This is a genomic window from Lactococcus sp. AK05 (assembly GCF_041026685.1).
In the GTDB taxonomy this organism is placed as follows: Bacteria; Bacillota; Bacilli; order Lactobacillales; family Streptococcaceae; genus Lactococcus; species Lactococcus lactis.
This window is the reverse complement of record NZ_JBFTEI010000002.1, coordinates 478,483-505,449: the sequence shown is the minus strand read 5'-3', so window position 1 is coordinate 505,449 and position 26,967 is coordinate 478,483. Positions and strand designations below refer to the sequence as shown.

The following is a 26,967-nucleotide window of genomic DNA, read 5'->3' as shown; positions in this document are numbered from 1 at the left end:
GGTCTTTTTTTGTTTAGCGAAAGTAATTGATTGAATACTACACTTGTTCATAAATTACATTTAATAAATAAAAGTGTTTATAAAATTAAAATATTGACAAAAAAGTTAATTAAGACTATAATCACAATAAAGAAAGCGCAAACAAAAAGTGTTACATTGTCTTATCAGAAAAAAAGCACTAGCGCTCTGATGGAGACTTTAGCTAGCTTATTAATATTTAAAGGAGGAACACAATGGAACTTACAATGACACGCGCTCTGATTAGACGCAGAAATCTAAAGAGAAAAGTATCGGTTTTAGTACTGGGGACTGCACTTATCTCTGGAACAGCTTTTGCTTCGGCACAGGTTTTCGTTTCTGGTGGTTGGAATACTTGCTATGTTGAACGATTTAATCCTAAAATTAGTAAGGCAACGGGACATGATAATGCAAAAATTAATCGTAAACATCAAAGTTGGGTAAAAGTTGGGAGTAGTAAAAATATAAAACCAGTCTATAGCTCGGTCACAGGAGCGAACAAAATTTCTTATGCTACACAAGTTGGTGCCTGGAATGCCCCAGTATCTGGATGGTATAAATAAGAAGCATGATGAATAAGGTTATTAAATTCGTTCTCTTGATTTTGTTCTCAGTCATCTCTTTATCAACTGCTAATATCATTAAAAATAATGAGGCGGACAAACAAGTTGCAAAAAATTTTAATGTGCAAGGTTATAGGCAAATTTATCTTCCTTCTTCCATTGTTGACAATGAAAAGATAGCCTCTATAGCAGAAGATGTGTCATCTCAAATTGGTGCATCTTTTGTTTTCAGAAGTAGCTATGGAGGGTATGCTGGAAATGGAAAAGGGGAGATTGATTTATCGTCTAGTAAGAATAATTTTGTTTTTTACCAGACGAATTACAAAGAAAAGAATAAAAAAACATATTTATCGCATGGATTTAAATATAATTTTTGGAATGCTCCGCTTAAAGATATTTCAAAAGTTCAACTAGAAAACGCTGATATTTTTGTTGAAAGTAGAAATGATAGACATGCACTCCAAGAATTTGTAAAAAAAATAAATCAGACCTACCATGTAAAAACAAATGCTCAGAGTTTGATAGTCCAACCAGAAGGTTACATGCCAGATACTGCAAGTGGATTTTTATACACTAATTATAATTTAATTTTATTCATTGGTATTTCCCTCGTATTTTTTGCTGTATTTCTTTTTGTTTGGCTAGTCGGAAACAATAAAGCTATTGCCACTTATCGGCTAAACGGTGCAGGGAGTTTTATGATTGGGAAACGTTTGTTCCTGGAAGAATTTTTAATTGTGAGCGTAGTAGTTTATTTGGTTTCTAGCCTTTTGCTTTTTCAAAGTTTTAATTTTGACTACAGCGTTCTTATGTTTGTTATGACTTTCTTAGTGATTGGCTTATCTTATATATCAATCGGTATTGTTTCAAGTTTTTCACTTGCCAATCAGATTAATTCCAAATCTTTCTTTAAGTACAGCCATTATATCCTTTATGGGATAAAGGCTTTTGTCTTTCTAGTCACTGTTTCTACCACAGCTTCTTTACTTTATTTTGTAAATACTGGATTTTCCACGCATACAAAATTGGATTATGAGTATGGTGTGATTTATCCTGCCATAGGAGGATATGAGGGAAATAATTTTTCTAATCCCTCTGCTCTTGATTTATTCTATTATGCAGAAAATCATGCGGGGCTTTATGTTAATGTACTAAGTGCAAATATCGATAAGGTGAGAACCCTAAGTGATTTACAAGTAAATACTAACTACTTATCAAGATTTACTGTACTATCTACAGAAAATAAGAAGATAAAAATAGATGCTGATCAGAGTTCAGGAGTTGTGCTTATTTCGGAAAAATACAAATCTCAACTTCCTCAAATTAAGAAATATTATGCTTCATCGGATTCACTATCTTCTTTCCAAGCTTCAACCTTTAAGTATTATATTATCAAGAATAATCAAAAATTAGAATTATTGGATGGTTTAGATTCTAAAAGTACTCCAGATATTATAGAAGTTTACACTTCAAAAAACATAGTGGACAATGGCAATATTAACTTTTTAAATTCACCAGTGATGAAATATAAAATTAATGGTTCAATAGAGAAGTCCTATGCTCCTTTGATTCCAATTTTTAAAAAATATAATGTTCTTGAAAGTAATCCGTCAATGGTAAGAGTAGCTGATATAAATAAAGTTGATAATTTAAGTACTGTTGGCAACCCATACAGTTATGCAGTGACTAACGGTTTAGTCTTTCTCATCTTTATATCCATGATTTTAGCAACCACTATTTTCTATTTTGAGACCTATAAAAAGAAAATTGCGGTGAAAAATCTTTACGGTGCATCATTTTTCAATATCTATAAATCCTTGTTTACACTAGTTTTTTGTCAAGCGGTGGTATTTTTAGCCTATGCAATGACTCAAAGTGACAAATTAGTGACTGCGGAAGCACTAGGGATTTATTTTATTATTGAAATCTCAATTATTGCGCTTGTTTTGAGACATCTTAAGAAAAATTTATTGTTAGATGTATTGAAGGGAGAATAAAATGATTGAGTTAATAAATCTTGAAAAAAGTTATAAAGGTCACAAAATATTTGAAAATTTCAATTTGAAAATCCCAAAAGGAAAGATGACAGCTATATATGGTGCTAGTGGTGCTGGAAAATCAACATTACTCAATATTATCGGCATGATTGAAGATTATGACGATGGAAAATATTATTTTGAGAATAGATTTGCTCCAGCTTACGACAGTACAGCTGCCTTAAAACTGCGCCGTCACCATATTTCCTATCTTTTTCAAAACTTTGCTTTATTAGAAGATGAAACAATCGAAAAAAATTTAGAGATAGCACTGATTTATTCTAGAATTTCAAAAAAAGAAAAACGAAAAAAGATGAAGAAATTGTTACTCCAAGTAGGCATAAATCATCGATTAAATACAAAAGTTTATAGTCTTTCTGGTGGAGAGAAACAAAGAGTAGCAATTGCACGGGCTTTATTAAAAGAAAGTCAGCTGATTTTGGCAGATGAACCAACAGGTTCGCTTGATACAGAAAATAGAAATGAAGTGATTGCTCTTTTGCGTCAAGAAGTTGATAAGGGAAAGACGGTTGTCATTGTGACACATGATTCTTATCTGAAAGAAATTAGTGATTTAGTTATTGAGATTGGGGAATGATCTGTGATGAAAATTAAAAAGGCTCAATAGAAATATTGGGTCTTTTTTTTTCTCCTCTAGGTAAATAAACATGTTATAATAATCTCAGAAGCTGATTTTTATGAATCGGCCTTTTGGCTTTTATTGAAATATTTACTGACAGATAAAAATAGGACAGCTGAAAAGTCTGTCAGTAAATTTGGTAGGTTAAACTAATGAAAATCTATATTGTCGGAACAGTTGGTTCTGGAAAATCAACGTTGGCTAGGAAATTAAGTGAAAAAAACTCAATGCGCGTGTTTCACTTGGATAATATCGTTCATGAAGGTGAAAGAAATCGAACAGATAAAGAAGTTTTCGAGTCAATTGAGTGTATTTTTAAGAATGAGCATTTTATCATTGAAGATACATTACGCGAACGATTTATTCCATTGTTAGACAAAGTTGACAAGATTATTTATTTAGATTTACCTAAAAACTTACTGAAATATCGGATAATTAAGCGCTATGTAAAACAAAAATTGAGACTTGAAAAATCAACTTATCGACCAAGTTTACAGATGTTAAAACAGATGTTTATCTGGCAAAAAATTGGCCGGAGTGAACTGATAAATGCTCAAAAAAATAAAATTGTTTTACACAATAAAAGAGAAATTCGGCAATTTATAAAAAATTTTCAAAAATAGAGAAGAAAGAATAGAAAATGACAAAAATGATTGTTGGCTTGGGAAACCCAGGCGATAAATATGAAAAAACAAAACATAATATGGGCTTTATGGCACTTGATTTACTGGCAAAAGAACTGAATGTTGATTTTAAAGAAGAAAAACCTTTTATGTCGCTTGTCGCGTCAACATTTGTGAATGGTGAAAAATTGTTTCTCGTGAAACCTCTGACTTTTATGAATGAATCTGGGCGTGCGGTGGCGCCACTTTTGAAATATTATAATATAGACGAGGCAGATTTAACGGTCATGCATGATGACTTGGATTCACCGGTTGGGCGCGTGCGTCTAAGACAAAAAGGGTCATCTGGTGGACAAAATGGGATAAAATCAGTCATTACACATGTGGGAAGTCAAACTTTTAACCGTGTAAAAATTGGGATTGGCCGTCCAAAACATGGGATGACAGTTGTGAATCATGTACTCTCTGGTTTTGACAATGAAGATAAGGAAATCGCTCAAGATGGAATTTTCAAAGCTGTTGATGCAATGAAATTCTATCTTGAAAATGGTGATTTTCAAAAGACAATGAATAAATTTAACTAAATGAATATTATTGAATTTTTTGACCAAAATTGGCAACTACAAAAATGGCAACAAGGTTTTTCAAAGCGTGAGCGAACTTTACTGACAGGATTGTCAGGAACAGCAAAGAGCTTAGTGATGGCAAATGCTTATGAAAATGTTGCTGACAAATATATTATTGTTACTGACAGCCAGTTTCATGCGAATGAACTTTATGATGAACTGTCAACTTTGCTTGGTGAAGAAAAAGTTTTTCAATTTTTTTCTGACGATAACATCTACGCAGAGTTCGCACTTGCATCTAAAGATCGAGTTGCTTATCGACTTGAGGCACTTAATTTCCTACTTGACGAAAAGTCAACAGGATTTTTGGTCGTACCTTTTTTGGCATTACGGAGCTATTTACCAAGACCCGAAAATTTTTTAGAAAATTATCTTTTACTGACCTCTGGGGATGAGTATGATTTATCAAATTTAGTTAATTTATTATCAAAAGCTGGTTATGAAAAGACACAGCGCGTGATGACGCCAGGTGAATTTTCAATGCGAGGAGATATCGTTGATATTTATCCTTTAGATGCGGAAAATCCGGTACGTTTAGAGTTTTTTGGTGATGAAGTAGATACGATTCGCTCATTTGATGTGGAGAGTCAACGTTCACTGACAAGCCTTGAACGTTTGGAAATATATCCGGCCAGTGATTTTATTTTGACTGACAAAGAATTTGACAAGGGTGCAAAATCACTGACAGAAATGACAAATTTACTGACAGACCCGTCAGCAAAATCATATATGGAAGAAGTGATTTCAGCAGCTCAAAATCACTATTATCACAAATATTTACGAAAATTTGCGGAGTATTTTTATGATAAAAAAACTTCACTTTTAAATTATTTTCCAAAAAATGTTCAAATATTCATTGATGATTTTCAAAAAGTAAATGAAATGAATAATAAGTTAGAAATGGAATTAGCAGATTTCATTTTATCTGAAAAAGCAATGGAAAGAGGATTTGAAGGGCAGACTTATTTGCTAGATACAATGGCAAAAGTTAGAAATTATAAGCCTGCTACCTTCTTTTCAAATTTCCAAAAAGGGCTTGGAAATCTCAGATTTGAACAACTTTATAATTTCAAACAACATTCAATGCAACAATTTTTCGGTCAATTAGAACTTTTTTACACTGAAGTTGAACGATTTATTAAGCAAGAGTTTACAGTTGTTTTAGCTGTATCATCAGAAAAACTCCGCAAATCACTCCATGAATTAGATTTAAGTTTACAAGAGGTTGACAGAAAATCTATTCAAGTGGGGAAAGTCAATCTGATTGATTTGCAATTATCCAATGGTTTTAATTTCCTTGATGAAAAATTAGTCGTCATGACTGAGCATGAAATATTTGGTAAAATGCGTAAGAAAAAGGCACGCAAACTGAATATTACAAATGCAGAAAGACTAAAAGATTACAATGAACTCGCTGTTGGTGATTTTGTAGTCCATAAGAATCATGGGATTGGGAAATATTTAGGTTTACAAACGCTTGAAGTCGGCGGAATGCATCGTGATTATCTGACCATTCAATATCAAAATGGGGATACAATTTCTGTTCCAGTTGATCACCTAGATTTACTCAGTAAATATACAGCTGGTGAAGGAAAAAGTCCTAAAATCAATAAACTGAATGATGGGCGTTGGCGTAAAACCATGTCTTCTGTCAGTAAACAAGTTGAAGATATTTCAGATGATTTGATTAAACTTTATGCTGAACGTCAGGCGAAAAAAGGATTTGCATTCTCGCCGGATGACACCAGTCAAGAAGAATTTGATTCTGGTTTTTCATATGTTGAAACTGAAGATCAGATGCGTTCAATCAATGAAATTAAGCATGATATGGAACTTGAACGGCCAATGGACCGCTTGTTAGTTGGTGATGTTGGTTTTGGTAAAACCGAAGTTGCAATGCGAGCAGCCTTCAAAGCCATAAATGACGGGAAACAAGTCGCAGTTCTTGTGCCAACGACTGTTCTTGCTGAGCAGCATTTTAATAATTTTACTGAACGTTTTATCAACTTTGGTGTAAATGTTGAAGTTCTCAGTCGTTTTCAAACAAAAACACAGCAAACTGAAATTCTAGCCAAATTGAAAAAAGGACGAGTTGATTTAATTATTGGAACCCACCGTTTACTTTCAAAAGATGTTGAATTTTTTGATTTAGGTTTGATGATTATTGATGAAGAACAACGTTTTGGGGTTAAGCATAAAGAACGTTTGAAAGAATTAAAAACCCAGGTTGATGTTTTGACATTGACAGCCACACCTATTCCTAGGACTCTACATATGTCAATGCTTGGAATTCGGGATTTGTCAGTTATTGAAACACCACCAACAAACCGTTATCCAGTTCAAACCTATGTCATGGAAACAAACTACGGTGTGGTTCGTGATGCCGTGTTGAGAGAAATCTCTCGTGGTGGACAAGTTTACTATGTTTACAACAGGGTTGACACGATTGAGCAAAAAGTTTCTCAATTAGAAGAATTAATTCCTGAAGCAAGAATTGGTTTTATACACGGCCAAATGACTGAAGTACAACTTGAAAATACTTTACTTGCCTTTATCGCGGGTGATTATGATGTGCTTGTTGCAACGACAATCATTGAAACTGGGGTTGATATTCCAAATGCGAATACGCTTTTTATTGAAAATGCGGATATGATGGGCTTGTCACAACTTTATCAATTAAGAGGGCGAGTGGGGCGTTCAAATCGGGTGGCTTACGCCTATTTCATGTATCGACCTGAAAAAATATTGTCTGAAGTTTCGGAAAAACGTTTGGAAGCTATTAAAGGATTTACAGAATTAGGCTCAGGTTTCAAGATTGCCATGCGTGATTTGTCTATCCGTGGTGCTGGTAATTTACTGGGAAGTGAGCAATCAGGATTTATTGATTCTGTTGGTTTCGATTTGTACTCACAACTGTTGGAAGAAGCCATTCACGCTAAACTTGGAACAAGTAAGCAAAAACGGACTTCAAATGTGGAAATTTCTTTGGAATTGGATGCCTTTATTCCTGCTTATTATATTTCTGATGAACGTCAAAAAATTGAAATTTACAAACGAATTCGTCAAATTGATAGTCGTGAGATTTATGAAGAACTACAAGAAGAATTGGTTGACCGTTTTGGAGAATATCCAGATGAAGTTGCTTATCTTCTGGAAATTGGTCTCTTAAAACACTTTGCAGATAATGCCTTAGTTGAAAAAATTGAAAAATCGAGGTTTGAAGCAACTGTTACTTTGGAAAAAGTGGCTAATACCACCTATGACCCGCAAGATTATTTCAAAGCTTTGGCTAAAACAAGCATGAAAGCTTCTGTGGGGGAAAAATATGGTAAAATGACTTTCCGCTTTAAAATTGAAAATCGAAACTCAGTTGTTCTTTTGAGCGAAATAATGAATTTTATTGAAGAATTATCAAAAATACGAGACAGTTACGAAAACAAGTAATTTTTTTGTAAAAAAAGATAAATATGATACAATACTTTTATATAAAGCCATAAAAAATAGAGTTTAATAATTTTATGGAAATAAAAAACATAAAGAGAAAAAATTCTCAAGATGTAATTTATAAAATTAAACTCATATCTTAAAGGAGATTTATAAAAGTGGATTTAAAAGCAGCAAAAGCGGAGTTGAAAGAAAAAAGCCGACCCTATCAAACTTATTCTTACTATCTTATTATTCCAATCTTTATTATTCTTGTTTTTCTATTATCTTTAGTGGGGTACAATAAAGGAATTTTTGGAACAATCGTTTTTGTTTTTGTGATTTTTGCTCATGTTTGGGCAAGTAAACTGGATTTAGTAAGAAAAAGAAAACATGTGGCACCAATTTTAATGTATGTAACTCAAGGATTAGGAGTTGTTCTTATGGTTTTATTAGTTACCGAAGTTTCAGCGGGTGGGACAGGAAATATTGCTTTAGGACTTTCAAGTCTTATTCTACTTCCAATTGAAATTATTGCGATTGTTTTCTTCTTTATTTCAGCTAATGATATAAAAAAAGCTTATCCAACAATGAAAGAAGACGCCAAAGCAGCAAGGCTAGAATATCAAGAACTTAGACGTTCAAAATAATAAAAAAATTACTGACAGGGCTGTCAGTAAATTAATAAGGTTCTGTCACTAATGATGGAGCCTTATTATTATAAATAAAGGCATTTTCAAACAAAATGAAATATGTTATAATCAAACCATGAGATTAGATAAGTTTTTAAAAGTTTCGCGCTTGATTAAACGTCGTCCAGTTGCGAAAGAAGTTGCCGACAAAGGTCGGATTAAAATTAACGGAAAATTAGCGAAATCTTCATCTGATGTAAAATTTAATGACACAATTGAAATTCGTTTCGGAAATAAAATTGTTGAAGTTCGGGTTGCTGAATTAAAAGAGTTTACACGTAAAGAAGATGCTGATAAAATGTATGAAATGATTAGCGAAACTCGTATTACAGAAGAAGTTGAGTAATTATCATCAAAATAGATTGGAGGTTGTCATGGCAAAGCAAGTGATTCAACTAAATAATAAGTACACTCAGAAGCATAAAAAAAGAAATTTAAACCCAGTACCAAAAAGAAAACATTTAGGGCTTATTTTGATCGTGGCAATTTTACTTTTTAGTCTAGCAAGTATGAGTTTGATAAAATCATATGAAACTTTGCACAATCAAGTAGCTTTAGAACAAAGTGCAAAGAAACAATATGAGAGTCTTTCTAAAGAAGTAACGATTAAAAAAGAAGAAATATCAAAACTTCAGGATCCTAACTATCTCCAAAAATTTGCTCGGAGTGACGGTCAAGAATATTCACAAAGTGATGAAAAAGTTTTTACTACTGACAGTCCTTTGATTGGAAGTAACGGGTCAAAATAATGATTGGACAAGTTGAAAACATTACAAGATTTGGACTTTTTGTAAAAATTTCTACTGAAAAACTTGACGAAAGTACAGAAAAACTTGCGGACAAAGCTGTCAGTAAAAATAGAGGACTTTTGCGTTGGTCACAAATCCCTAAAAATGTACCCAAAGTACAAATTGGAGATTTGATTGGTGTTGAAATTTCAAAAATACACGAAGATGGTAAGGTTGATTTAAATTATCAAGAAAAAAATTTTAAAAATGTCTATGCCGAATTTTTAGAAACAAGTCACCAAAGACTTACAGAACTTGAGCAAAAAAATCGTGAATTGAACTAAATAATTAAAAAGAAAAAATATTATTTAGTTTTTTCTTTGACTATTCTATTGACTAAAAATAGCATCTATTTTATGAAAAATTCTAGGAATTAAAAAGATAAAGATTACAACAGAAATTATTCTATGGAATGGATAAGATGTTGGGCAAGGTTTTAATCATGCAAAAACAGAGAACAAAAATTAATAGTGGAGTGGCCTTGGTGATGCTTTTAATGATTATCCCAGGCTTTTTTGCTTTTTCACAAACAAGATATTTTGCTGACAAAAAGGTCAGTAAATCAAAAAATATTGTTGTAGCTGACAAAGTTACAGACAAAGAAAAAGAAACTGAAACTTGGACTTCAATCCCCCAAAGAGCAGTGGCTTATCAAGAATTAACAACTTATGAGGACCCAAACCTTACCAAATCAGTTGGTAAAATTCCAGCTAAGACACAATTAGATATTGTCGAAATTGTTGGAAAATCCTTTAAGTTAAAGACAGGGAAGTATATTTCTACCGACAAAAAAGCTGTGATATCAGATCTTACAATTTCTAGAGAGTCAACAAATACAACAATATATACTGATAAAAGTGTCAATGTATTTTACAACCCCGTAACCACTTATGATAATCAAATAATGACAAATTTAAGTGGCAGTCATCAACTTTCTGCTGACAAAATCGCTAAGACTAACTGGGGAACTTACTACGAAGTATCTTTAGATAATGGCCAAACGGGTTGGGTTTCAGAAAATGATATTTCTTTGGAAAATCCCAAAATCAAGCAAGTTCAGGCATTATTGAATCAGAAATACAATGACAAAAAGTATTCAATCTATGTCAAAGAACTTGACGATAAGTTTACAGCTGGTGTAAACCAAGAACAGAAAATGTATTCAGCAAGTCTTTCTAAAATTCCAATTCTTTATTGGACTCAAAAACGACTTAATGAAGGTTTGGCTTCACTTGATGACAAACTATTGTACACCCCAGCCATTAATACTTTTTATGGAAGCTATAAGCCAGAAGGAACTGGAAATTTACCAAAAACAGCAGATAATAAATATTACAGTCTTCAGGATGTCATCAATAGAACAGCCAAACTCTCAGACAATGTCGGAAGTAATATGCTCGCCTATTATGAAACCCAAGAGTTTAATCCAAACTATCAAAAAGAAATAAATAGGATTGCTGGACAAGAGTGGAATCCAAAAGAGCGAAATGCCTCAGCTCAAATGGTAGGTAGAATGCTAGAAGCTCTTTATAATGAAGGAGGGGCTTCCTTTAACGCTTTATTTGATACCTCTTTTGATGATGTTAAAATTAGAGCAGGCGTTCCTAAAAATATATCGGTTGCTCACAAAATTGGTGGTGCAGATACAGATAATCATGATGCAGCCATTGTATTTGCAAGTAAACCATATCTTTTGGTCATTGAAACTGATGGGGCAACAGATGATGAAATAAAAGCAATTTCTCAAGATGTTTATGGAGTTATGAAATGACACCAGCTCAACGTAAATTTTTAAAAATAGTCAAAGATGAACACTATTTTGATAAAGATTCAAAAATATTATTGGCTTTATCAGGTGGTAAAGACTCAATGACTCTTTTTAACTGGCTCTATGATTTAAAAGAAGTTCTCGGTATTGAACTGGGACTGGCTCACATTAATCATGGCTTACGAGAAGAGTCAAAGTTTGAAGAAATTGCTCTTCGAGAAATGGCAACAAAACTTAAAGTACCAATTTATGTTGACAAGTTTACAGGAGAGTTTACAGAAAAAAATGCACGTGATTTCCGTTATCAGTTTTTTGAAAAGCTAATGATAAGAGAAAATTACAATATTTTGCTGACAGCTCATCATCAAGGAGACCTTGTTGAAACGGTATTAATGCGTCAAATTACAGGACGTCCTTTGAGAAGTCTTCAGGGCATTGCTGACCGTCAACCTTTTGCAGGTGGGCAATTAATCAGACCATTATTGAAATTTACAAAAGAAGAACTTGATGCACCAACCTATTATGAAGATTCAACAAATCAAGGATTAGATTATTTTAGAAATAGAATACGTAATCAACTAATTCCAGAATTAACAAAAGAAAATCCTCAATTTTCACAATCAATCAGTGATTTGAGCTCGGAAATTAAAATGGCTTTGGCAGTAATTAATCAAAAAATTTCGGAACTTAAAATTGTTGATGAAAAAATATCATCTGAAAAATTTATCTCCCAAACAAAAGAATTACAACATTTTATCTTACAAGCATTTTTTGCTCAATATCCAGAAATAGAAGTAAGTAAGAAAAAATTTGCAGAATTACTTCATATTATCAATCGTCCTCAACAATATTTCGCAAAATTGAATAAGGAATTTTATTTTGTGAAGACTAAAGATTTCTTTTATCTTGAAAAAATTCAACTTGAAAGGGAGAATTCAGTAGAGATTGTAAATGAAAATCCGCAAGATGAATCATTTATGGAAGTTTATTTGCCTCTTGAAGGGGAAATTGAAATTCGTAAACGCCAGCCTGGGGATCAAATTCTAATCAATGGTCATCATAAAAAATTACGCAAGTTTTTTATTGATAACAAAGTTCCATTAAAGGCCCGAGAGAATCCACTTATCTTCGTTGATAAAAAACTCTATGCCATTGTCGGTCTTGCGTGTTCTGATTTGAGTAAAATGCTCAAAAATGATAAAATTAGAAGAATATTATGGGTTAAACCCAGTATAGGAGAGGAAATCAACGATGCTCGAAAAAAATCTTGATAAGGCCATTGAAAAAGTATTAGTTTCAGAAGAAGAAATTATAGAAAAATCCAAAGAACTTGGAGAAATATTAACAAAAGAATACGAAGGAAAAAATCCATTAGTCTTAGGAATTCTTCGTGGTTCAGTTCCTTTCTTAGCTGAATTAATCAAACATATTGATTGTCACTTAGAAACTGACTTTATGACTGTATCAAGTTATCACGGCGGTACAAAATCTTCTGGTGAAGTAAAATTGATTTTAGATGTTGATACAGCAGTCAAAGGTCGTGAAATTTTGATTGTTGAGGATATTATCGATACTGGTCGTACTTTAAAATATCTAAAAGAACTTTTGGAACATCGTGGAGCAAACGTAAAAATTGTAACACTTCTTGACAAACCAGAAGGACGAATTGTTGAAATTAAACCAGATTATTCAGGTTTTACAATTCCTAATGAATTTGTTGTTGGATTTGGTTTGGACTACGAAGAAAATTATCGTAATCTTCCATATGTCGGAGTTTTAAAACCAGAAGTTTATAACAAATAATTCGTTGATTTTAGTCATCTAAAATTTTTCTCAGACTAAAGTATGAAAAAATCTCTGACCAATACTTACTATTAGCATTCCAAAAGGAAATATGCTATAACTAGGTATAGCTGTTATTGACTAGCCTGTATCCTTTATTACCAGTGATACTAAGAAGTAAATTCTTGGCTTTTCTAATAATAAATAAACAAAAGATAAGGAAAATATGAATAACAACAAACAACCAAAACAAGGAAATTTTGTAAAAAATATCTTGATGTGGGTAATCTTGGCTATTGTTGTTGTTGTCGGTTTCAATTTCTTCTTCAGTAGTAATCAATCAAGCGTGGATAAAATTAGCTATTCACAATTGATGACGAAACTTGACGGTAACAAGATTGAAAACGTCACAATGCAACCTTCTGATAGCTTAATTACTGTAACAGGTGAATATAAAGAACCTGTAAAAGTAAAAGGAACAAATAATTTCCCACTTTTAGGTAATTCTAGTAGTGAAGTTAAAAACTTCCAAGCTTATATTATTCCAACTGACAGTGTTGTCAAGGATATCCAAAATGCAGCTAAAAGTAATGATGTAAAACTTAGTGTTGTTCAAGCTTCATCAAGTGGTATGTGGGTTCAAATTCTCTCATATATCATTCCAATGCTTCTATTTGTTGGTATCTTCTGGCTCATGATGGGCGGAATGGGCGCTCGTGGCGGAGGCGGCGGTGGAAATCCGATGTCCTTCGGTAAATCTCGTGCTAAACAACAAGATGGTAAAACATCTAAAGTTCGTTTTGCTGACGTTGCCGGTTCTGAAGAGGAAAAACAAGAGCTTGTAGAAGTTGTTGATTTCCTTAAAAATCCGAAAAAATATCATGATTTAGGAGCTCGTATCCCAGCAGGTGTTCTTCTTGAAGGCCCTCCAGGTACAGGTAAAACATTGCTTGCTAAGGCTGTTGCCGGTGAAGCAGGAGTTCCTTTCTATAGTATCTCAGGTTCTGATTTCGTTGAAATGTTTGTCGGTGTCGGTGCCTCACGTGTCCGTGACTTATTTGAAAATGCTAAGAAAACTGCACCATCAATTATCTTTATTGATGAAATTGATGCTGTTGGTCGTCAACGTGGCGCAGGTCTTGGTGGTGGTAACGATGAACGTGAACAAACCCTTAACCAATTGCTCGTTGAAATGGATGGTTTCCAAGATGATGGCAACTCAGTAATCGTTATTGCTGCAACTAACCGTTCAGATGTGCTTGACCCAGCGCTTTTACGTCCAGGTCGTTTTGACCGTAAAGTTTTGGTCGGAGCTCCAGATGTTAAAGGTCGTGAAGCCGTTCTTAAAGTTCATGCTAAAAACAAACCTTTAGCAAGTGATGTTGATTTGCACAATGTTGCTACACAAACTCCAGGTTATGTCGGAGCTGATTTGGAAAATGTTTTGAATGAAGCTGCACTTGTTGCTGCACGTCAAAATAAAAAAGAAATCAATGCTGCTGACATTGATGAAGGAATGGATCGTGCAATGGCTGGTCCAGCTAAGAAAGATCGTATTCAATCAATGCGCGAACGTGAAATCGTGGCTTACCACGAAGCAGGTCACGCTATTGTTGGACTCGTTCTTGAAAATGGATCTACTGTTCGTAAAGTTACCGTTGTTCCACGAGGACGCATCGGTGGTTACATGCTTGCTCTTCCAGATGAAGAAATCATGCAACCAACTAATTTCCATCTTCAAGACCAACTTGCCAGCCTTATGGGTGGACGACTTGGTGAAGAAATTGTCTTTGGTGTAGCTACTCCAGGGGCATCAAATGATATCGAAAAAGCAACACACATTGCTCGTTCAATGGTAACTGAATATGGGATGTCTAAGAAACTTGGTATGGTATCTTATGAAGGAGACCATCAAGTATTTATTGGTCGCGACTATGGTCAAACTAAGACATACTCAGAAGCAACTGCTGTTATGATTGATGATGAAGTGCGTCGTATTCTCGGTGAAGCTTATGACCGTGCTAAAGAAGCAATTGAAACACACCGTGAGCAACATAAAGCAATTGCGGAAGCTCTGCTTAAATATGAAACACTTGATGCGAAACAAATCATGTCACTCTTCAAAACAGGAAAAATGCCTGATGAAGCAGCGGCAGCAGAAGTACCAGAACCAAAAACATTTGAAGAATCTCTCAAAGATGCAAATGCGAATGTTGATGATTTTTCAAACATTAATATCTATAATGGTGATGAAAAAAAAGATTCTAAACCAGAAGAAAATAAGGAAAAATCAGAAGATGAAACAGCCGAATAAGGCTGTTTTTCTTTTTTTTTATGTTTTAGAATAAGTAGTCTAGTTTATTCTTGACAAAAAATAATATTTTGATATAATTAAATAGTTGTCGTTTGAGACGACTGACTTTCTTATTATTCATCTAAAATATTATTTTGAAAAGATAACACAGTTTATTCTTGACAAAAAAATATAAAAGTGTATAATAGAAAAGTACTGTTTGAGACAGCACAACAATATATGGTCCGTTGGTCAAGGGGTTAAGACACCGCCTTTTCACGGCGGTAACACGGGTTCGAATCCCGTACGGACTATATCTGGAGGATTACCCAAGTCCGGCTGAAGGGAACGGTCTTGAAAACCGTCAGGCGTGTAAAAGCGTGCGTGGGTTCGAATCCCACATCCTCCTTTTTAATTATCGCGGGATGGAGCAGCTAGGTAGCTCGTCGGGCTCATAACCCGAAGGTCATAGGTTCAAATCCTATTCCCGCAATTTTGGCTCGGTAGCTCAGTTGGTAGAGCAATGGATTGAAGCTCCATGTGTCGGCGGTTCGATTCCGTCTCGCGCCATTCCTTATTTAGCGGATGTAGTTTAATGGTAGAACCCCAGCCTTCCAAGCTGGCTACGCGAGTTCGATTCTCGTCATCCGCTTAACTTAATATTTTGGGAGTTTAGCTCAGTTGGTTAGAGCACTGTGTTGATAACGCAGGGGTCCCAGGTTCGAATCCTGGAATTCCCATATTTGGTATTTATTGCATAGGAGATATACCTGTTCCCATGTCGAACACAGAAGTCAAGTCCTGTTGCGCTGGAAGTACTTGGGGGTTGCCCCCTGGGAGATAAAGACGATGCCAAGTTTACATTGCGGATTAGCTCAGTTGGTAGTAGCGCATGACTGTTAATCATGATGTCGTCAGTTCGAGTCTGACATCCGCAGTAACTAAGTCACCTAAGGGTGACTTTTTTTATTTTATAAATATCATCAATAAATCTTGGCACACCTTTTTGTGTCAAGGTTTTTATTTACAGCTTTATTGGTAGCGGTTACAATATAATTATACTAGTTACTATGTAAAGGAGTCTGAAATGACTGATACTGTAAACTTAAAAGTACGAGTGCAAAAACTTGGTACCGCATTATCAAATATGGTAATGCCAAATATTCCTATTTTGATTGCCTGGGGGGTGTTGACGATGTTCTTCATTCCTGATGGTTTTACCCCTAATAAAACATTTGCAGCAATGGTTAGTCCGATGCTTGCTTTTCTTATTCCCCTAATGATTGGTTACACTGGTGGAAAAAATATTTATGAACATCGTGGAGGAGTGGTTGGTGCAATTGCGACTTTCGGTTCAATTATTGCCACAGCTAGTCTTTCTCTAGGAGGTCTAAACACTAAAGGAAATGTTCCTATGATTTTAGGTGCAATGATTTTGGGTCCTTTGGGTGCTTGGGTAATAAAAAAATTTGATGACTATGTTCAACCGCATATTAAAGCAGGTCTAGAAATGTTGATTAATAATTTCTCAGCTGGTTTAGTTGGATTTGGACTTGCACTTTTTGCTGTAAAAGTGGTTGGTCCACTTGTAGCTTGGCTAACCGACGTGATGGGACATGGGGTCGACTTTTTAATTGCTAATCATTTGATTCCCCTTGCTAATCTTTTTATTGAGCCAGCAAAAATATTATTTTTAAATAATGCAATCAATCAAGGGATTTTATCGCCATTGGGAATTCAGCAAGTTTCTGAAAATGGAAAATCACTTCTATTTTTACTAGAAGCAAATCCTGGACCAGGACTTGGAATTCTGATTGCTTTTATGCTTTTTGGTAAGGGTTCAGCTAAAGCGACGGCACCTGGTGCGATTTTGATTCAATTTGTCGGTGGTATACACGAAATCTATTTTCCTTATGTCATGATGAAACCTGCGCTCTTTTTTGCTGTGATGGCCGGTGGGGTATCAGGAACCTTGACAAATAATTTACTAGGCTCGGGTCTTGCGGCTCCTGCTTCACCTGGTTCAATTATTGCAATCACGGGGATGGCATCAGCTAAATCAGCGGGTGGTTTTGTAAATGTCCTATGTGTCTGGTCAGGAATAGCTGTGGCAGCAATTGTTTCATTTCTAGTTGCATCTTTTATTTTAAAACGAGATAAATCGATGATTGATGATTCTGCTTTTGAGAATGCAAAAGTAGGTGTAGCTGCAGATAAAGCTGTCAGTAAAGGACAAGTTTCTGTTAGCAATAATATTACTGACCAAGTCGATTTCTCTACGATTAATCATATTATCTTTGCTTGTGATGCAGGAATGGGTTCATCAGCAATGGGAGCCTCTATTTTGAGGAATAAAGCTAAGAAAGCAGGTTTGCTACAAGATGTTACTAATGTCGCTATAGCTAACTTAAAAGCAGGTTCTGACACAATTGTTGTGACACAAGATGAACTTGCTCCACGAGCTGCGACAATGGCTCCTGATGCAATCAGATACTCAGTGGCTAATTTCCTCAATTCACCTCGCTATGATGAAATTATCAGTAATTTATTGACTACTGACAATGCTACAAATCAAACAATAATCACTGACAGACCTGTCAGTAAAAATGAGATAGACTTGAACCAAATTGATGAAGTTGTCTTTGCTCATGATGATTTACATATTGGTTCAAATACAATGGGTAAAGAAACATTAAAAGCAATATTCCAAATGCATGGTGTTAAAATTCCTATTTCTGATGTTGAATTTATTGGTTTAGGAGCATTTAATGCCAAAAATATCATGATTGTTTCAACAAAAGAGTTTACGACAAGTGTAAAAAACGAAGCTCCAAATGCTCAACATCTTTTTGTTGAGTCATTAATTACTACTCCTGAATACATCAATATGGTGAAACGGATGAACAAATAAAAATACTAGCTGTTAATTGGCAGTCTAGTTATGAGTAGAATTTTAAAAAAGGAATTTTTATGTTTTTAACAAGTCGTGAGCAAAAATTAATCCAGACATTTTTGAAACGTGGAAAGCTTACGATAGCAGAAATGATGGAAATTACAGATACAAGTCGCAGAACGCTTTATCGCGATTTGAACAATTTACAAAAGTCTTTACCAGAAAATCTCAGTTTGGAAAATACTGATGAAGGCTATTTTTTGAAAGGGGACATCAATCAACTTGCTCAAGTCCATGAATTAATAGACTATTCAATAAGTGAACGTTTGTATGGTGAGTTGCTTTTATTAATTGAAAATAAAGCATCTATCGCTTCTCTAACAGATTATTTTGGAATTAGTCAACCGACAGTAACTAGTGATTTGAGGCAAATTGAGCAAGCTCTGTTTGAAAATGAACTAGTACTAATCCGAGATCGTGGCTTAAAACTTAAAGGGGCAGAAGAAAATATTCGTCCAGTATTTGTGGCAGTGATTTATAATTCAGCAAGCATTCAGGAACTACTTCTTAATCAACTTTCTAACAATAAAATTTTAAGAATAATAGATTTAAATAAATTTAAGCAAGTTAATGAGGCTTTTAAACGTATAGATTTACCTGAAAAAATGACTGACAAAGTCAAAGTTTTAATGCAACTTTTTTGCTTAGTTGTTTTGCTGCGTTTGGATGAGGGGTATTCTGTCAGTAGTGAAACCCTAGGCAGACCAAGTAAGCAAGCCTTAAACTTTGTCAATAAGTTACTGACAGAGTTACCAGTAACAAAATTTGTTGTTTCTGAAATCACTTATCTTGCATCAGTTTATGATATTTTATATTTTGGCTTTGGAAGAGAGCTGCTATTTATGGAAAAATTTGATACCGATTTTTCTTATAAAATTCGCCAACTCATTGATAAAGTTTCAACAATTCTTGAGATAGAATTTGGGAAAGATGACCGTTTATATGGTTTACTATATGCTCATCTCAAAGAATCAGAGATGTTACCAGTCCTCTTTCCTAAAAAAGAAAATGATTTTATCAAAAAAATAAATAAAGATAATCCTGAAATTTATAAAACAGTCAAAGAATCACTAAGGGAGGTCTTTGATAAGAATTTTTCAGAAATGGAAATTGCTTTTATAAGTCTTCACTTTGTGGCAACTCTTGAACGCAGTGACTTAGTTTTACCTTTAAGTGCGGCACTTGTCAGCAGTCGTGGACGAATTTCTTGCGAATTTATCATGAGTAATTTAAGAAAGAATTTTCCCTTCTTAAAAAAGATAGAACTTATTCAAAGCTCAGTCCATGTCACTCAGGAAAAATATGACGTCATTTTTACAACAGAGAAAGAGTTAGATTACCTCTACATCAACCCAATGTTAGATCAAAAGAATTTGGAAAATATTCGTCACCAGCTGAGGTTGATTCAACAAAAATCACGAGCACTTACCTCTGATTCAGAAAAAGAAAAGAATTTTTTAAATCTCAATGACTTATTTTCAATAGGCAATGAAATATTAAAATCTTTTGAAATCCTATCTCTTGAAAATAAGGCAGAATTACATGATACTGTAAAACAAATTATTCAGCGAGTAAACCCAGAGGATAGTGGAGAACTCGTTCATTTGGTGGAAGAAAGATTTAAAGAAACACATCTAGCAATTCCAGAAACAAAAATTGCTCTCTTTCACGCAGTCCATTCATCAATCTCAAGTCCAATTTTTAAAATCTTTGACTTAAGTCAGCCAATTGAAGGAGTAGCAATGGATCATCAAGCTATTCAAATTGGACGAGTTCTATTGTTATTAGCGCCTCCAGAAGTTCCAGAGTATGTTTCCTTTTTATTAGGTAAAATCTCAAGTTCAATTATTGAAAACAAGCTTTATACTAGGATATACGATTCCGGAAATTATGAAATTGTAAGTGAGTTACTAAGAGAGATAATTATTGAAGCTGTTAAACATTATGATGACTAGGTTTACATAAGTTGTAAACCTAGTAAACCAAGGAAGGTAGTTTTTAAATGGAAATTCAAAAAAGTCTGATTAAAATTAATCAAAACTTTTCAAATAAAGAAGAGGCCATAAAATATTGTGGAAGTTTGTTGGTTGATGGAGGTTATGTCAAACCTAACTATATCTCAGCGATGATTGAACGAGATAAAGAATTGTCAGTCTATATGGGAAACTTTATTGCAATTCCTCATGGAACTGATGAATCAAAAAAAGAAGTTTTAAAAACAGGAGTAGCCATTGTTCAAGTTCCTCGTGGTGTAAACTTTGGAACAGTAGAAAATCCTAAGATAGCAACAATGCTATTTGGAATTGCGGGGATTAAAGAGGAGCATCTTGAGCTGATTCAAAAGATTTCAATTTTTTGCGCGGACGTTGACAATGTTGTAAAACTTGCTGATGCTCAAACAATCGAAGAAATTGCAAAATACTTTGAAAATTAATTAAAAAATGGCACAGCTTTTAGTGCCATTTTTTATATTTACCAGCATAATGTAAAAGCTTACAATTGCTTATATAGAGGGATTTTAGAGAATTCTATTTGAACTTTTACTTTCTAAATAAAGGAGCAGTAAGTAAGATGAAAAAAGCAGTACATTTTGGTGCAGGAAATATTGGACGTGGTTTCATAGGTGAAATTTTGAGTAAAAATGGATTTGATATTCACTTTGTTGACACAAATAAATCTATAATTGACGAACTTAATAATCGGCATTCCTATGAAATTGGGATTGCAAGTAGTGAACATGAAAAAATTTCTGTAAAAGCTGTCTCTGGTATTAACAATAGTGAGAATCCTGAGGCAGTCATTGAAGCAATTGCAAAAGCTGATATTCTAACAACAGCGATTGGTCCTAATGTCTTGCCTTATATTGCTGAGCTTATTGCAAAAGGACTTCAGAAACGTAAGGAAGAAAAGGTTCAGAGCCCGTTAGATATTATTGCCTGTGAGAATATGATAGGGGGCTCTGAATTTTTGGAAGAAAAAGTGTCCGATTATCTGTCGGAATCTGATAAACTTTATCTTTCTAAATTTATTGGTTTTCCTAATGCTGCAGTTGACCGTATTGTTCCTGCTCAAAAACATAAAGATGTTCTCTATGTTGAGGTAGAGCCTTTTAGTGAGTGGGTAATAGATGCAAGTCATTTAAAAAATAAAGAAATCAAACTTGAAGGAGTTCATTATACAACTGACCTCGAACCATTTATTGAGCGTAAACTTTTTTCTGTAAACTCAGGACATGCTGCAGTTGCCTATTCTAGCGCATATAAAGGTTATAAAACAATATTAGAAGGTTTACAGGATGAAGAAATTTTGAATATCCTAAAAGCAGTTCAAAAAGAAACACGCGCTTTACTTTTAGCAAAATGGGCTCAATATTTTAAGCAAGATGAGTTAATTAAATATCATGAACTAATCATTTCTCGCTTTTCTAATCCAGAAATTATTGATGAAGTGTCACGCGTGGCAAGAACACCTATCCGGAAATTAGGATATGATGAACGTTTTATTCGTCCAATAAGAGAATTAAACGATCGTAAGCTTTCTTATCAAAATCATCTAGATATTGTTGGAAAAATTTTTGCTTACCATGATGAAAATGATGCTCAAGCCATTCAACTCCAAGAAAAACTAAAAATAACAGAACTCCCAATGCTCATTGAAGAAGTGACTGGTCTAAGCAATCAAAAGTTGATTTTGGAAATCGAAAAGGTTATTAATCACTATAAAAAATAAAATTTGGGAGAGATGATGATTTTTTATTAATACAATTTATGATTCAAAATTTAACCGCTTTCTATTGAAAAAAAAGATAAAAAGTGTTATTATAGAATCATAGAAAAAGCACTGGAATGTGCGAGCTCTTTCATTTTTTTGACCGACTATATTTGTATTGCATAGGGGTTCATGAGACATTCGGTAGCGTAATACCTCGAACGAAAGTAGGGGAAGCTGATGCGAAGCGAGAACACCCACCTGGCGTTTTAGCGGGTTCAATACACGGAAGAGCATACGGCATTCAATCAGTGTTTTTTTGCTACCCAGCAGACCCCAATAGAGGGTAAGAAGTGCGGTTTTAAGCGATTCTTAAAAAAACGTTACCCACCAGAACCCATTAGAACCAAACGAACTCGTAATAAATCTCGTAATAAAAAAATAGTAAATTTTTGTCAGGCAAGGGGCTGTATATCTCGGATATACGGCTTTTTTATTTTGTCTCTTTTTTAGGAACTCGTAATAAAATGATTTTTCTATTCCCACGGTTGAGCGATTCTTGTTTTTGGAAATATGTCTAAGCTATTTTTTTATATATGAAAGGATGAAATAACGCTATAGTAAAACCGCCAAGAGTTGTCTCAGCGGTTTTTTTATTTAAAAAGTACACTCCTATTATATCATTTTTCTTTCGTCTATTCTCCATACTCTTTACGAAGCCATGCTCTATATTTAGTTTCTTCTAGAATGATAAGACCACCCCCATCATCATGATAAGCTCCCGTCTCTTCAATTTCCTTTTGTCGATATTCTTCACGATACTGATTCATCTCAGCGTTATATTTTTGCACTTCTCGCATCGCGATGAGTCTCGGATCAAAATCTTTGTGAACAGCACGAAGAATGCCTTTTAGTCTTTCAGATACATGCCGCTCTCCATGAGCTTCTTTATAAGATTGTAAGGGTAAAAGTTCTAAATCATATTCTTTCAATTTATTTTCTAAGTTGCTACTAAGTTCACGTTCTGAACTTCTGTATTCACTAGTTTCTTCCTCCGCGGCTTTCATAAGTGGAATAATTTTAGAATCAAGGTCATTTAAAAGCTTATCGATTTTTTTATTATTTGAGCTTTCCCATGTCTTACTATCTTCATCATGAGCTTTTTTCAACTGAGGCAATACCTCTAAATCAAGGACGGCTTGTTTTTTATCTCGTTCTAGCTCCTCGAGTGAACTATCAATTTCCTCGAGTTCATATCTTGCTTCACGTTTTTTGGCTGCACTTGAAAAAGGAACCTTGCTATCAATTTTCTTCTGAAGCGTTTCTCGTCTTTTGACCAGCTTCGCCTTTTCATCGTTAAATTTCTTTTCTGTCTCTAGAATTAATTGATAAATTTTTTGTGTGTTTTCTAACATTTTAGTTCTCCTCATTTTTAAATAATTGTTCTCAGTTCGTTAACATTTAGCTGTTTTTTAACAGTTATTTTAACAATATTGACCATTTTAGGGCGGTTTTTCCCTTATATTTTTTAGAATTACAAAGTCTCCTCAATCGCTTTTTAGGGTTTTAGGGTGTTCTCAGCATTCTCAGCACCGTTCTCAGTTTCGGCTGTTTTAAAAGGCTTTTTCCCTATATTTTTCTAGTTCTCTTAAACCCTCTCTAAGCCTTGAGTTAATTCAGATAATGGCTGTTTTCAGCGTTTTCGGCAATGTTTTCAATGAAACAAGAGCAAATGGCTTAACAGTGCGTTTCGTTTAATATTTTGTTTTCAGTTCTCACCCCCCTATCAAAAAAATAGCTTTATTTTTGGTTAAAAGACCCCAACCGGTCTGTGGTAAATTCGGAATTAGAGCCGATTTTTTTAGACCCGGGGGTATATTTGACAGAAAAGATAAGATTTATTCTGTTTCTTCGTTTTCTAGTTCGGAATCTTTAAACATTAAGAGTAAGTGTCCGTCGTCATACTGTTCAATGAACGCTTGTACGGCTCGTATGAGGAGCTGACCAACCACTCGCTCCGTTAGCCCTCTACTCTTAGCAATAGAAACAATCCCCTCACGTTTAAAGTAGTAGCATTCAAAGATACTTCGTTGTGGTTTATCTTCAATCCTATTAAGAGCTGACATAATCAGATTGGATTGATAAGGCTGTGGCTTATGTCTCATGATGATAGCTAAGATGTCCCTGAGCTTTAACCATTGCTCATGACTTAATCCCAAGTAGTTCGCCTTTGGTTTCTTGATATACATTGCTTCCTCCATGATATAATAGATATATCGAAAGGAGTACTATGATAGCCCTAGGTTTCTAATTATCTTATCTAAATCTTTCGCAATGTCTTTCTGGATATATTCCTCACGTTCAACTGTATTGCAATGCTTAGCTTCTATATGTAATTGAGCAGCATGATTTAATGTCTGTTTGATACTCACCCAATCAGACTTTGACAAGCGGTTATGCCTGACTGGAATCCCTCCTCCAAACAGAGCGTTGAATCCGTGGCGCTTTGTGTGATTAGATTGATTAATTGTCTTATCTATTTTATCCAGCTTCTTTTGATTCTCTAATCTCAATCGCTGAATGTTAGAATGTGGTTTAAACTTTAACATCTTATTCTCCTTATGTCTGTCTTATTGACAGCCTTTTTTATTTAATCTTCTAATTCAAATCCGATGAGTTCCGCGATATTGCCTAAGGCTTGTACATTCATATCTACTAAATCAGATAAGCTAATAATCGTTCCGTCTGTATATCTTGGAATATGGTTAGGGTCTGCAGTAATCATTGAATCGTTAAGTGAGTATAAGTCTTGTACCTGTGCTTTGAGTGCCAATTCATGCGGTTTATTCTCGCTCTCTGCTGATAGGCTCATTTCATTCAATCCTAACGCCTTAATCAAACGCTCGACATTATCAGTCAGTAAGTTTGAAAATACTTGCACGTCATTGCCTGAGGTTTCATGAGGTGCAAAGGTCAGTTGTTGCATTTCCTCAATGATTGATTTTACTGTTTCCTGTGGTTCATACTCTTGCGGTTCTGTCAGTTCGTCCGCATAGATTTCAAGAGTTTCAAAATCTTTGTTGATATTTTTTAGTGCCTCTTGGCTGGCTTCATTATCAATGCTGTTACTATATTTTTCAATCAAAAGTGCTTTAGCTTTGTTCAAGTGTTCTGTAATTTCGTTGGTCATTTTATTTTCTCCGATTTATATTTTTAAGTCAGGTTTTGTCAGGCTCTGTCAACAACTCAATTTGTCGGACAGCGTACTTTTTTCATGTTTTTATTTCCTCTGATAAATTCCTAGCGAAGTAGGAAAAATACGGTAACACGGTAACAACACTCCGCAAATAGCTTAATGGCGCGGTTTAAGTTGTTACCTCTAACGGTAACGTGTTACCGTAGTACAGTAACACTTTTATTTTTTCTTGCGCAAATAGCCTTTAGTGACCTTTTTTTGTTTGTCTTCGTCCCAATGAAACAACCGCCTAAAAAGCTCGTACTCCTCTGCTCGGTGTAAATCAATGGCTCGATTAAAACCTGCCGTATGAGGTCTTTTACTTGTTTTTTCCCATTCCTTTTTAATATGGTCAGGTAGTTTATTCTCAAACTCTCGCTTAGTAAATGGCTTTACACCCTCATCTTCACACCATGCGCGATATAATGCACTTAGAAAAGCAGTCGGTAGAAAATCACTGACGAATTCCTCAAACATATCATTTACAAAGGCCAGTACATTGTCATTGCTGATTTTGAAGTCATCTAACAGCCCTTGTGTGGCTTTTGGTTCATCAAACTTATCAAAGTTGAGTGAGAGAGCGATTTTAAGCACGTACTCTAAAACGTCTTTGCGTTTAATATTATCATCTTTGATTTTCCAGTCATCATTATCTGCGGTGAAAGACTTTTCAAAAGGCACGATAAGCAAACGCCTATAAGTTCCGTTTGACTTGTTTCTGAACTTAGGTAAGAAATTAGTCGATTGAATAACTAGCTTGTTAAATACTGCCAAAGTTGGTTGCTTTCCTTTCGCTTCAATCGGTACTGGGTCGCCAGTAACTACAGAAAAGTAATTTCCTGCATTGTCTAAGTAACTGACTTGGCTGTCATCTCCAATAATGCAAGTTTTGCCAACGACTTGGGAAAGGGCGAACCGTTCAGAAAACTGTTCTGCTTTGACACTTGCGACGTTCTCACGTCCTATTAAGTTCATGATGAGGCTCTGAAAAGTCCCTTTGCCGTCATTCCCTTTACCGACGAGCCACACGCCTTTACGATAGGAGTAGTTGCCGTTAGTGCTTGCGGAAATAATCTGCCATAAGAGACTGACAAGCTCTTTGTCTCCACTCATTAAATCGAGTAGCCAGTCGTCCACATTCCAGCCGTTAATGTTGGGCACTTTTGCCTTTGCGTTGTACTTGGTCGCAATGGTTGAAGTAAAGACATACTTAGGACTAAATGGCTCTAAATTTTGCGTTTTCTTATTGAAAATACCGTTCGCAACTGGGATAAGATGAGCTTCTGCGGTTTGTTGTTTAACCTCTGCTAAGGTTTCAAGTTTAAAGAGAACCTCTTTAGACCGTGCTTGACTATAAGACGGCTCTAGCCAATAAATGAGTCGATGAAAGAAATTTTCGTTTGTTTCGTATATTCCTAGTTCAGGATTATAAACGCCTAACAGTCCGCTTTGGTGGTCTAGTTTGATGACTTTGAGCGTTTTATAGATGATTCTAGCCGTATCTAAGGGACTTAGTGACTTGGGTGCGTTACCGTCTGCTTTCGGTGTGCTTAAAAATAAGTTACGGTGTTCAAAGAATAGTTTTCTAACGGCTCTAAGCGTTTGAGTATTTGCTTTGACATAATCAGGGTGATTGATTATTTCTTTTTCTTGTTCTAGCCAGTCTTTCAAACTGTCCTGATAACCTGCGACATTAACGACTTTTTTGCCGTCTTCGCCATAATCTGTGAAGTCCTCTATTTTAGGCTTTGGGCTTCTTACGTTTTCCTGTGGTGTTTCTGCCACAAGTTTTTCTAGTTGGTCTGTCATGAGTTCCTTT

The 26,967-nt window shown here is 34.8% G+C and carries 23 protein-coding genes, 7 tRNA genes, 1 rRNA gene and 1 other RNA gene; 27 read left to right on the top strand and 5 right to left on the bottom strand.

Annotation, left to right across the window (positions count from 1 at the left end; all coding sequences use genetic code 11):
• Positions 1 to 233: 233 nt before the first annotated feature.
• From AB6B24_RS07115 to ssrS, 27 genes are all read left to right on the top strand, one after another.
• Positions 234 to 581, top strand: coding sequence for a hypothetical protein (locus tag AB6B24_RS07115; protein WP_058217594.1), 348 nt, complete (start codon positions 234 to 236; stop codon positions 579 to 581).
• 5 nt (positions 582 to 586) lie between these two features.
• A complete protein-coding gene (locus AB6B24_RS07110; RefSeq protein WP_226898145.1) occupies positions 587 to 2,578 on the top strand; it encodes a DUF1430 domain-containing protein in 1,992 nt (663 codons plus the stop codon).
• A gap of 1 nt (position 2,579) precedes the next feature.
• The gene (locus AB6B24_RS07105; protein WP_195936339.1) at positions 2,580 to 3,215 is read left to right on the top strand and encodes an ABC transporter ATP-binding protein; all 636 of its coding nucleotides are present in this window, start codon (positions 2,580 to 2,582) and stop codon (positions 3,213 to 3,215) included.
• Positions 3,216 to 3,409: 194 nt separating this feature from the next.
• Positions 3,410 to 3,880, top strand: a complete 471-nt coding sequence (locus AB6B24_RS07100) for an AAA family ATPase (RefSeq protein WP_311805561.1) — start codon at positions 3,410 to 3,412, stop codon at positions 3,878 to 3,880.
• Between the two features lie 17 nt (positions 3,881 to 3,897).
• A complete protein-coding gene (pth, locus tag AB6B24_RS07095) occupies positions 3,898 to 4,464 on the top strand; it encodes an aminoacyl-tRNA hydrolase (RefSeq protein ID WP_003132167.1) in 567 nt (188 codons plus the stop codon).
• Positions 4,465 to 7,950 (top strand): transcription-repair coupling factor, encoded by a 3,486-nt coding sequence (mfd, locus tag AB6B24_RS07090; RefSeq protein WP_311805559.1) that lies wholly within the window; start codon positions 4,465 to 4,467, stop codon positions 7,948 to 7,950. It abuts the gene before it with no gap.
• 158 nt (positions 7,951 to 8,108) lie between these two features.
• Entirely contained in the window at positions 8,109 to 8,579 is a 471-nt protein-coding gene (locus AB6B24_RS07085; protein ID WP_162523723.1) for a hypothetical protein, read from the top strand.
• 118 nt (positions 8,580 to 8,697) lie between these two features.
• Positions 8,698 to 8,967: an RNA-binding S4 domain-containing protein gene (locus AB6B24_RS07080; RefSeq protein WP_003132170.1), complete on the top strand. Its 270-nt coding sequence runs from the start codon at positions 8,698 to 8,700 to the stop codon at positions 8,965 to 8,967.
• Between the two features lie 28 nt (positions 8,968 to 8,995).
• Positions 8,996 to 9,370, top strand: a complete 375-nt coding sequence (locus AB6B24_RS07075) for a septum formation initiator family protein (protein ID WP_015425603.1) — start codon at positions 8,996 to 8,998, stop codon at positions 9,368 to 9,370.
• Positions 9,370 to 9,693 carry an RNA-binding protein gene (locus tag AB6B24_RS07070; protein ID WP_195936342.1) on the top strand — a complete coding sequence of 108 codons (324 nt, stop codon included), beginning with the start codon at positions 9,370 to 9,372 and terminating at the stop codon, positions 9,691 to 9,693. Before AB6B24_RS07075 ends, AB6B24_RS07070 begins: the two co-directional genes overlap by 1 nt.
• Before the next feature lie 137 nt (positions 9,694 to 9,830).
• Positions 9,831 to 11,180, top strand: a complete 1,350-nt coding sequence (locus tag AB6B24_RS07065; RefSeq protein ID WP_311805577.1) for a serine hydrolase — start codon at positions 9,831 to 9,833, stop codon at positions 11,178 to 11,180.
• Positions 11,177 to 12,448 carry a tRNA lysidine(34) synthetase TilS gene (gene tilS, locus AB6B24_RS07060; RefSeq protein ID WP_311805555.1) on the top strand — a complete coding sequence of 424 codons (1,272 nt, stop codon included), beginning with the start codon at positions 11,177 to 11,179 and terminating at the stop codon, positions 12,446 to 12,448. Before AB6B24_RS07065 ends, tilS begins: the two co-directional genes overlap by 4 nt.
• Positions 12,429 to 12,980, top strand: a complete 552-nt coding sequence (gene hpt, locus AB6B24_RS07055) for a hypoxanthine phosphoribosyltransferase (RefSeq protein WP_021467019.1) — start codon at positions 12,429 to 12,431, stop codon at positions 12,978 to 12,980. Before tilS ends, hpt begins: the two co-directional genes overlap by 20 nt.
• 205 nt (positions 12,981 to 13,185) lie before the next feature.
• Positions 13,186 to 15,273: an ATP-dependent zinc metalloprotease FtsH gene (gene ftsH / locus AB6B24_RS07050; RefSeq protein ID WP_311805553.1), complete on the top strand. Its 2,088-nt coding sequence runs from the start codon at positions 13,186 to 13,188 to the stop codon at positions 15,271 to 15,273.
• Positions 15,274 to 15,494: 221 nt separating this feature from the next.
• Positions 15,495 to 15,566 (top strand) — tRNA-Glu (locus tag AB6B24_RS07045).
• Positions 15,567 to 15,571: 5 nt separating this feature from the next.
• A tRNA-Ser gene (locus AB6B24_RS07040) sits at positions 15,572 to 15,661 on the top strand.
• A 10-nt stretch (positions 15,662 to 15,671) separates the two neighbouring features.
• Positions 15,672 to 15,745: transfer RNA gene (locus AB6B24_RS07035), tRNA-Met, on the top strand.
• A 4-nt stretch (positions 15,746 to 15,749) separates the two neighbouring features.
• A tRNA-Phe gene (locus tag AB6B24_RS07030) sits at positions 15,750 to 15,822 on the top strand.
• Positions 15,823 to 15,833: 11 nt separating this feature from the next.
• A tRNA-Gly gene (locus tag AB6B24_RS07025) sits at positions 15,834 to 15,904 on the top strand.
• Positions 15,905 to 15,918: 14 nt separating this feature from the next.
• Positions 15,919 to 15,992, top strand: a tRNA-Ile gene (locus AB6B24_RS07020).
• Between the two features lie 2 nt (positions 15,993 to 15,994).
• A 5S ribosomal RNA gene (gene rrf, locus AB6B24_RS07015) occupies positions 15,995 to 16,110 on the top strand.
• 6 nt (positions 16,111 to 16,116) lie between these two features.
• Positions 16,117 to 16,190: transfer RNA gene (locus AB6B24_RS07010), tRNA-Asn, on the top strand.
• A gap of 149 nt (positions 16,191 to 16,339) precedes the next feature.
• Complete coding sequence (locus AB6B24_RS07005) at positions 16,340 to 18,163, top strand: PTS transporter subunit EIIC (RefSeq protein WP_311805551.1); 1,824 nt, start codon at positions 16,340 to 16,342, stop codon at positions 18,161 to 18,163.
• A gap of 59 nt (positions 18,164 to 18,222) precedes the next feature.
• Positions 18,223 to 20,160 carry a transcription antiterminator gene (locus tag AB6B24_RS07000; protein WP_311929525.1) on the top strand — a complete coding sequence of 646 codons (1,938 nt, stop codon included), beginning with the start codon at positions 18,223 to 18,225 and terminating at the stop codon, positions 20,158 to 20,160.
• A 47-nt stretch (positions 20,161 to 20,207) separates the two neighbouring features.
• Positions 20,208 to 20,639 (top strand): PTS sugar transporter subunit IIA, encoded by a 432-nt coding sequence (locus AB6B24_RS06995; protein ID WP_311805546.1) that lies wholly within the window; start codon positions 20,208 to 20,210, stop codon positions 20,637 to 20,639.
• A 137-nt stretch (positions 20,640 to 20,776) separates the two neighbouring features.
• Entirely contained in the window at positions 20,777 to 21,934 is a 1,158-nt protein-coding gene (locus AB6B24_RS06990; protein ID WP_003132184.1) for a mannitol-1-phosphate 5-dehydrogenase, read from the top strand.
• Between the two features lie 105 nt (positions 21,935 to 22,039).
• A non-coding RNA gene (ssrS, locus tag AB6B24_RS06985) (6S RNA) lies at positions 22,040 to 22,232 on the top strand.
• Between the two features lie 376 nt (positions 22,233 to 22,608).
• On the opposite strand, the gene AB6B24_RS06980 is transcribed toward ssrS, so the two are convergent.
• From AB6B24_RS06980 to AB6B24_RS06960, 5 genes are all read right to left on the bottom strand, one after another.
• Entirely contained in the window at positions 22,609 to 23,328 is a 720-nt protein-coding gene (locus AB6B24_RS06980; protein WP_369164383.1) for a hypothetical protein, read from the bottom strand.
• A 483-nt stretch (positions 23,329 to 23,811) separates the two neighbouring features.
• Positions 23,812 to 24,078: a hypothetical protein gene (locus tag AB6B24_RS06975; RefSeq protein WP_369164382.1), complete on the bottom strand. Its 267-nt coding sequence runs from the start codon at positions 24,076 to 24,078 to the stop codon at positions 23,812 to 23,814.
• 123 nt (positions 24,079 to 24,201) lie between these two features.
• Positions 24,202 to 24,522 (bottom strand): hypothetical protein, encoded by a 321-nt coding sequence (locus tag AB6B24_RS06970; protein WP_369164381.1) that lies wholly within the window; start codon positions 24,520 to 24,522, stop codon positions 24,202 to 24,204.
• Positions 24,523 to 24,563: 41 nt separating this feature from the next.
• Complete coding sequence (locus AB6B24_RS06965; protein ID WP_369164380.1) at positions 24,564 to 25,103, bottom strand: hypothetical protein; 540 nt, start codon at positions 25,101 to 25,103, stop codon at positions 24,564 to 24,566.
• 225 nt (positions 25,104 to 25,328) lie between these two features.
• Positions 25,329 to 26,957 carry a phage/plasmid primase, P4 family gene (locus AB6B24_RS06960; RefSeq protein WP_369164378.1) on the bottom strand — a complete coding sequence of 543 codons (1,629 nt, stop codon included), beginning with the start codon at positions 26,955 to 26,957 and terminating at the stop codon, positions 25,329 to 25,331.
• Positions 26,958 to 26,967: the final 10 nt, after the last annotated feature.

Bases quoted from the DNA above. Each gene is read 5' to 3' on its own strand.
- AB6B24_RS07115 (WP_058217594.1), top strand. From the start codon at position 234: ATGGAACTTACAATGACACGCGCTCTGATTAGACGCAGAAATCTAAAG.
- AB6B24_RS07110 (WP_226898145.1), top strand. From the start codon at position 587: ATGATGAATAAGGTTATTAAATTCGTTCTCTTGATTTTGTTCTCAGTC.
- AB6B24_RS07105 (WP_195936339.1), top strand. From the start codon at position 2,580: ATGATTGAGTTAATAAATCTTGAAAAAAGTTATAAAGGTCACAAAATA.
- AB6B24_RS07100 (WP_311805561.1), top strand. From the start codon at position 3,410: ATGAAAATCTATATTGTCGGAACAGTTGGTTCTGGAAAATCAACGTTG.
- pth (WP_003132167.1), top strand. From the start codon at position 3,898: ATGACAAAAATGATTGTTGGCTTGGGAAACCCAGGCGATAAATATGAA.
- mfd (WP_311805559.1), top strand. From the start codon at position 4,465: ATGAATATTATTGAATTTTTTGACCAAAATTGGCAACTACAAAAATGG.
- AB6B24_RS07080 (WP_003132170.1), top strand. From the start codon at position 8,698: ATGAGATTAGATAAGTTTTTAAAAGTTTCGCGCTTGATTAAACGTCGT.
- AB6B24_RS07075 (WP_015425603.1), top strand. From the start codon at position 8,996: ATGGCAAAGCAAGTGATTCAACTAAATAATAAGTACACTCAGAAGCAT.
- AB6B24_RS07070 (WP_195936342.1), top strand. From the start codon at position 9,370: ATGATTGGACAAGTTGAAAACATTACAAGATTTGGACTTTTTGTAAAA.
- AB6B24_RS07065 (WP_311805577.1), top strand. From the start codon at position 9,831: ATGTTGGGCAAGGTTTTAATCATGCAAAAACAGAGAACAAAAATTAAT.
- tilS (WP_311805555.1), top strand. From the start codon at position 11,177: ATGACACCAGCTCAACGTAAATTTTTAAAAATAGTCAAAGATGAACAC.
- hpt (WP_021467019.1), top strand. From the start codon at position 12,429: ATGCTCGAAAAAAATCTTGATAAGGCCATTGAAAAAGTATTAGTTTCA.
- ftsH (WP_311805553.1), top strand. From the start codon at position 13,186: ATGAATAACAACAAACAACCAAAACAAGGAAATTTTGTAAAAAATATC.
- AB6B24_RS07005 (WP_311805551.1), top strand. From the start codon at position 16,340: ATGACTGATACTGTAAACTTAAAAGTACGAGTGCAAAAACTTGGTACC.
- AB6B24_RS07000 (WP_311929525.1), top strand. From the start codon at position 18,223: ATGTTTTTAACAAGTCGTGAGCAAAAATTAATCCAGACATTTTTGAAA.
- AB6B24_RS06995 (WP_311805546.1), top strand. From the start codon at position 20,208: ATGGAAATTCAAAAAAGTCTGATTAAAATTAATCAAAACTTTTCAAAT.
- AB6B24_RS06990 (WP_003132184.1), top strand. From the start codon at position 20,777: ATGAAAAAAGCAGTACATTTTGGTGCAGGAAATATTGGACGTGGTTTC.
- AB6B24_RS06980 (WP_369164383.1), bottom strand. From the start codon at position 23,328: ATGTTAGAAAACACACAAAAAATTTATCAATTAATTCTAGAGACAGAA.
- AB6B24_RS06975 (WP_369164382.1), bottom strand. From the start codon at position 24,078: ATGAGACATAAGCCACAGCCTTATCAATCCAATCTGATTATGTCAGCT.
- AB6B24_RS06970 (WP_369164381.1), bottom strand. From the start codon at position 24,522: ATGTTAAAGTTTAAACCACATTCTAACATTCAGCGATTGAGATTAGAG.
- AB6B24_RS06965 (WP_369164380.1), bottom strand. From the start codon at position 25,103: ATGACCAACGAAATTACAGAACACTTGAACAAAGCTAAAGCACTTTTG.
- AB6B24_RS06960 (WP_369164378.1), bottom strand. From the start codon at position 26,957: ATGACAGACCAACTAGAAAAACTTGTGGCAGAAACACCACAGGAAAAC.